General features: G+C 65.4%; 6 protein-coding genes. 2 read left to right on the top strand and 4 right to left on the bottom strand.

Annotated features, from left to right (window positions below; all coding sequences use genetic code 11):
* The 4 genes from AC2VOU_RS04620 to AC2VOU_RS04605 form a co-directional block, all read right to left on the bottom strand.
* Window positions 1-1,952 (bottom strand): acyl-CoA dehydrogenase family protein (locus AC2VOU_RS04620; protein WP_486956291.1); only part of this gene is annotated, 1,952 nt, incomplete at its 3' end.
* 30 nt (window positions 1,953-1,982) lie between these two features.
* Complete coding sequence (locus tag AC2VOU_RS04615; protein ID WP_486956290.1) at window positions 1,983-2,591, bottom strand: nitroreductase family protein; 609 nt, start codon at window positions 2,589-2,591, stop codon at window positions 1,983-1,985.
* The gene (locus AC2VOU_RS04610; RefSeq protein ID WP_085242814.1) at window positions 2,591-2,956 is read right to left on the bottom strand and encodes a DUF4286 family protein; all 366 of its coding nucleotides are present in this window, start codon (window positions 2,954-2,956) and stop codon (window positions 2,591-2,593) included. Before AC2VOU_RS04610 ends, AC2VOU_RS04615 begins: the two co-directional genes overlap by 1 nt.
* A 157-nt stretch (window positions 2,957-3,113) precedes the next feature.
* On the bottom strand, window positions 3,114-4,163 hold the full coding sequence (locus AC2VOU_RS04605; RefSeq protein ID WP_486956289.1) for a spirocyclase AveC family protein: 1,050 nt from the start codon (window positions 4,161-4,163) through the stop codon (window positions 3,114-3,116).
* Window positions 4,164-4,401: 238 nt separating this feature from the next.
* Here AC2VOU_RS04605 and AC2VOU_RS04600 point away from each other — a divergent pair, with 238 nt between their 5' ends.
* Window positions 4,402-5,229, top strand: coding sequence for a mycofactocin-coupled SDR family oxidoreductase (locus AC2VOU_RS04600; RefSeq protein WP_486956288.1), 828 nt, complete (start codon window positions 4,402-4,404; stop codon window positions 5,227-5,229).
* Between the two features lie 27 nt (window positions 5,230-5,256).
* The coding region (locus tag AC2VOU_RS04595; protein ID WP_486956287.1) for an SDR family NAD(P)-dependent oxidoreductase at window positions 5,257-5,458 on the top strand (202 nt) is incomplete at its 3' end.

The following is a 5,458-nucleotide window of genomic DNA, read 5'->3' as shown; positions in this document are numbered from 1 at the left end:
CCGAAAAGCTTGGCGATGTTGCCCTCAATCCCGGGTCCGGCATCGAAGATGGCCCGTGCAGCCTGTCGAAGGTTAAGCGCCGCAAGCGAATATGCCTCGATGAGCAGTGCGCCAACCTCTCGTGCCAGGCCCTGGTCACCGGCGCGGTAACGCGCCAACAGATCGATCAACTCGTCGGCGACGATAGTCACCGAACCACCGCCGATGGACACCCGTTCGTTGCCAAACGTCGCCATCGCCACATTCCAACCGGAGTTGACGGCACCGACCACGTCACGGTCGGGGACCAAGACGTCGTCGAAGAACACCTCATTGAACAGCGTCTCGCCGGTGATTTCTTTGAGTGGGCGGATTTGGACGCCCGGCGCCGCGAGGTCGATGATCATCGCGGTGATGCCTTTGTGCTTGGGCGCGTTCGGATCCGTGCGCACGGTGGCCAGACCGCGCTTACAGTTCATCGCGTCACTGGTCCAGACCTTCTGGCCGGTCACCAGCCAGCCGCCGTCGGTCCTTCTGGCCTTCGTAGCCACGGCGGCGGCATCCGAACCGGCACCGGGCTCGCTGAATAACTGGCACCACCGCAGCTCACCCTCGAGACTTGGCCAGGTCAGCCGCTCGATCTGTTCGGCGCTGCCGTGCTGCAGCAGCGTGGGCAGCACCCATTCGCCAAGTCCGAGACTCGGCTTGTCGAGGCCCCCCAGCACCTCCTCGATCACGAGTTGCTCCGAGGAGTCCGCTCCCCGGCCATACGGCTTGGGCCAGTGCGGGACCAGGTAACCGCTGCGGGCCCACAGCTTGGACTTCTCGCCGGCGTCGGCTCGCTCCAGCTCATCACGGAACTCCTGTGCGGCCCGCCGGTGCTGCTCGGCCTCGGGTGGCAGGTCCACGGTGTGATGCCGCCGCAGCCCTCGGCTCTGTAGTTCGATGACCTTGTCGCGCAATACCTCCGGACCGTCGAGAAAGGTCAGCAACACCGTCGCCCGCCGGACGTAGAGGTGCGCGTCGTGCTCCCAGGTGTAGCCGATACCCCCGTGCACCTGCACGTTCTGCAGCGCCACCCGCTGGTAGGCGGGCAGCACGTGACCGGCCGCCATCGTGACGGCCAGCTCGGCTTCCGGCCCGCACGCCCGGGCGGCATCCCAGGTGACCGCCACCGCCAGCTCCGTGTCGACCAGCATGTTCGCACAGTGATGCTTGACGGCCTGGAACGAGCCGATCGGCCGGCCGAACTGCTCGCGCGCGGCCGCATAGGTCGTCGCCATCTCGGTGCACGCCGCCAGGCCGCCGACGGCCTCTGCGGCGGCGAGCAGGCGCACCATCCGGGTCGCCGCCCCGGCGGCGCCCGAGAACACGTCGGCGATGGGCGCCGACGACAACCTCAGGATGGTAACCGGCCGCATCAACAGATCCACGGAGTCGGTGCGGCGAGCAGTGACGAATTCTCCGGCCTCGACCAGTATCAGGTCGTCTCCCACCGGGACGAGGAAGACATCGGCGTCGGGTTCGGCCAGGGCGGCGACGGCGTCGGCCGAGATCGCAGAATCCGTTCGGACCGCGTCGCTGCTCGTGCCGATGCCTGCCACCAGGTCACCGGACACCAGGCGCGGCAGCCACCGCTCGCGCTGCTCTTCGGTGCCGGCCTCGGCGATCACCGACGACACGACCACCGTCGGCAGGAACGGTCCGCCGATCGCCGCGCGGCCAAGTTGCTCCAGGACAATGGTCAGCTCGGGCAGCCCATAGCCCTGGCCGCCGAATCGCTCCTCGATGTGCAGGCCCAGCCAGCCGGTGGAAACGATCTCTTTCCACAACCCGTCATCGAGCCACCAACGGCCGCCAGCCGGGGCGTCGAGCAAGATGCGGCGGGCGCACTCCGTCCCGGCGCGCCCGGCCACCATCGCTTTGGCCACCTCGGCGAGCGCGCGGTGATCTTCGGTTATCGCCAAAGGCATTGGCAGCGCTCCGTTCTCGTCATTCGGTCATCACCAGGTGTTGCCGTACCGCTCCCGGAACGTCACCGAGGCCGCGGGCCGGCGACGCGGTGGTGACAGCTTTTTCGCGGGCGCGCCGAGGTAGACAGCCGCCATCGGCAGCAGGGTGCCCGGCAGTCCCAGCAGTTCGCGGACGCGGTCGACGCCGAACGTCGTCAGTCCGGTGGTCAAGCAGGAACCGTAGCCCAGGTCCGCCGCGGCCAGCAGCAGGTTCTGCACCGCCGGGTAGATCGACGACGGCGCGTAGATCTCGGCAACGCGTTCGGTGTCCACGCAGACCGCGACGACGACCGGGGCCGCTGCGAATCCTCCCCGGTTGAAGCCGTATTCGAGGTCGGCGATCAGCGCCTTATCGTCGAGACTGCTCCGGATAAAGTCGCCCCCGCCGGCGTTCCACGTCTCGGTCCACCAGTCGGCGAGCAGCGACCGCGTCTTCTGGTCGCGGACCACCACGAATGCCCAGGGCTGCGTGTTCTCGGCACTGGGGGCGTGCACCGCGGCCTGAAGGATCTGCTCGATATCGGAGTCGGGCACATCGGCGTTGGGATCGAATCGCCGGCAGGCACGCTGGGCGTGCATGATGGCCAACAGGTCACCCACTATTGATCAGCAACCCGACGTTCGCCCCGAGGTTTCCAGCCCGTCAGCGAGATGGTGGTGAGGTCCAGCGTCTCGTGCAGCGACAGCTTGCCGGCCATGACGCGTTTCAGGAACTCTGACATTACGGTGTCAGGGTCGCGGTCCAGTTCGTAGATCACCAGGTAGCGGTGGGTCGGCGGCGGCAACTGCGCCGGGAGGTCCTCGTCCTCGGGGACGGTGACCTCGGAGAGGTCGTAGCGCTGCGCGGCCACCACGCCGGGCACGTCGAGAACCTCGGGCACATGCTGGGTGTCGTACCAGGTGTTGAAGGCCTCGTCTTGGCCCTGCACAGGGTTGGTGAGCACAAGAAAAAGGTTCTCGGCCACGGGTCACGCCTTTCTGAGTGGGCTGGTCCAGCGCGTCGAGGTCACATTATGACAGTGGACTGTCACAGTCAACGCGCGGTGTCGGTATCGGCGCGGGCTGGACGACCTCATCCGGCAACAGATTGCCGCACGGCGAGCAGTGCTGGACTAGGCGCTGCTACCGGTCGTTGAACCGCGTGCCATCCGGGCACGCCCGTGGCGTACCCGGGCCGCAGAATTGCGTGCGCAGATAGGTCGGGTAAGTGTCCGTCGGTCCGGCGTACAGTGCGGTCAGGCTGATCGGCGCGTCGTAGACCCCGATCGCCACCACGTGCAGGAATCCGGTGACTGCCAACACGCGCAATACCGACTTCATTGGCGGCCCCGCCCACCGGAGGGTGTCCACGCCGCCCTCGACGCGGATCCGGCCTTGCTTGTTCCGGAAGAACATCAACCCACCGCTGGACGTCAGTACCAGCGACCACAAAATCGGACCGTAGAGCGGCAATTGATGAATGGTTCCGGCCCACATCGTCATCCCCGGGATGGACGCCGGATATGCCACCACACCATGACGTACGGCGAAGATCTCCATCGGGAACTCGATCGCGAACACTGCCAGCCACCCACAACAGAACGTGCGGACCGGTCCCAGGGTCGGCCATCGGCGCCGGGCTCGCCCCATCGCCCAGCGACCGACCACGCCCATGGCCAGCGGCATCCAGATGTAGATCATCCCGATCACCAGCACCGGCTCTGCCATCAGCCGCCCGTCCGGGCTCAGCCAGCCCGGGATGTTCTCTGTCCAGTTGCCGAAGTTCACCAGCCCGGCGTTGTAGAACAGCACGGGCTGCAGCCAGTTGATCAGTGGGTCGTGCCACCAGGCGATCGCCGACCCAATCACGACGGCTGCCTCCACACACAGTTGACGCTCGCGCAGACTCTTCCAGACGACGTAACCGATGGCGGCCACCGCCAGGATTGGGCAGGCGATCTGGAAGGCGGCGATGGCGAGCCGCGTGCCCGCCGGGATCGGATCGGGGTCGGGTTCGACCGGTGTCGCGTCGCCGGAAACGATCCATGCTGTGTAGACGTACGCGGCGAAGACAACACAGATGGCCCCCATGCTCGACCAAAACAGGACTGGCCGAATGGTTTTGACCCTCGCGGGTTGCGCTACTGTCGGCTCGACGCGGTCGACAACGCCGGGACTCTTCCTATCTGTCACCGTTTACGTCTCCTTTGGCGCATTGACACCCAACCCAAAGATGACAGTCAACTGTCACCAAATCAATGGACGTTTCCTTCACATCGTCAGTTGTCACCCACCTGCAAATTATAGAAATAGTTGTATGATTTCAGGGCCTGCGCGTAACATCCAATCGCGGGACGGCTGACCGCATCCGGTCCGCCATGCGTCTGAACGCGCGTCCCCAAATCATCAACAGTCGACGAGAGGACAGGGCATGGCGGTACTCGATGGTCGGGTCGTATTCATCACCGGTGCCGCACGCGGCCAGGGCCGTTCGCACGCAGTGATGTGCGCAGAGGCGGGCGCGAACATCGTCGGTGTCGACATCTGTGAAGACCTCGACGTGGTGCCCTACAAGCTGGGAACGGCCGAAGAGTTGGAGGAGACCGCGCGCTTGGTCGACAAGACCGGACAGGAGATGCTCTTCCGTACCGCCGACGTTCGCGACAAGGCCGCTCTGCAGGGAGCGTTCGACGCGGGCGTGCAGCATTTCGGCCATATCGACACCGTCATCGCGAACGCCGGGGTGATCCTGACCAACCCCGACGAACGTGACGCCTCCGAAGCGCTTCGTCTCGGCATCGACATCATGTTGATCGGCGTCTGGAACGCATTCCAGGTCGCGATCCCCCATCTCAAAGAACGGGACCAGGGCGGCAACCTCGTAGCGACCAGCTCGATGGCTGCCCTGCTGGATCTCACCGACGGCCGCGGCGGCTCCGACGCCTACCTGATGTCCAAGCTGGCGATCACCGGACTGGTCCGCGCATACGCGAATATGCTTGCACCGCATCGCATCCGGGTCAACGCCGTCGCTCCAACGAACTGCGCGACGCCCATGATCACCGAGAACCCCGCCCTGTTCAAGGTCATCGAGGACAACCCTCACCTGGTCAACGCAATGCAGACGGCGCTGCCGGACCTTCCCATGATCGAGCCCAAGGACGTCAGTAACGCGATCCTGTTCTTGATCTCCGACGCTGGGCGGTCGTTCACCGGAAGCCTGCTCAAGGTGGACGCAGGTATGGACGTGCGGCGCTAGCTTATCCCGGTTTATCGAGGAGCAGACGTGGACTACCGCATCACCGGCAAAACCGCGCTGGTCGTCGGCGGAAGCAAGGGCATCGGCTTTGAGGTCGCGAAAATTCTTGCTGCCGAGAGCTGTCGAGTAGCGGTACTCGCCCGCACCGAATCCGACATCGACGCTGCGGTCGATGTGATCCGCGCGCAGGGCGGCGCCGCAATGGGCCTCGTGGCCGACGTCAGTCACC

This window comes from Mycobacterium sp. TH-M25, from assembly GCF_057473665.1.
Note: the sequence above shows the minus strand (reverse complement) of the source record. Positions and strands in the feature narration are given on the sequence as shown.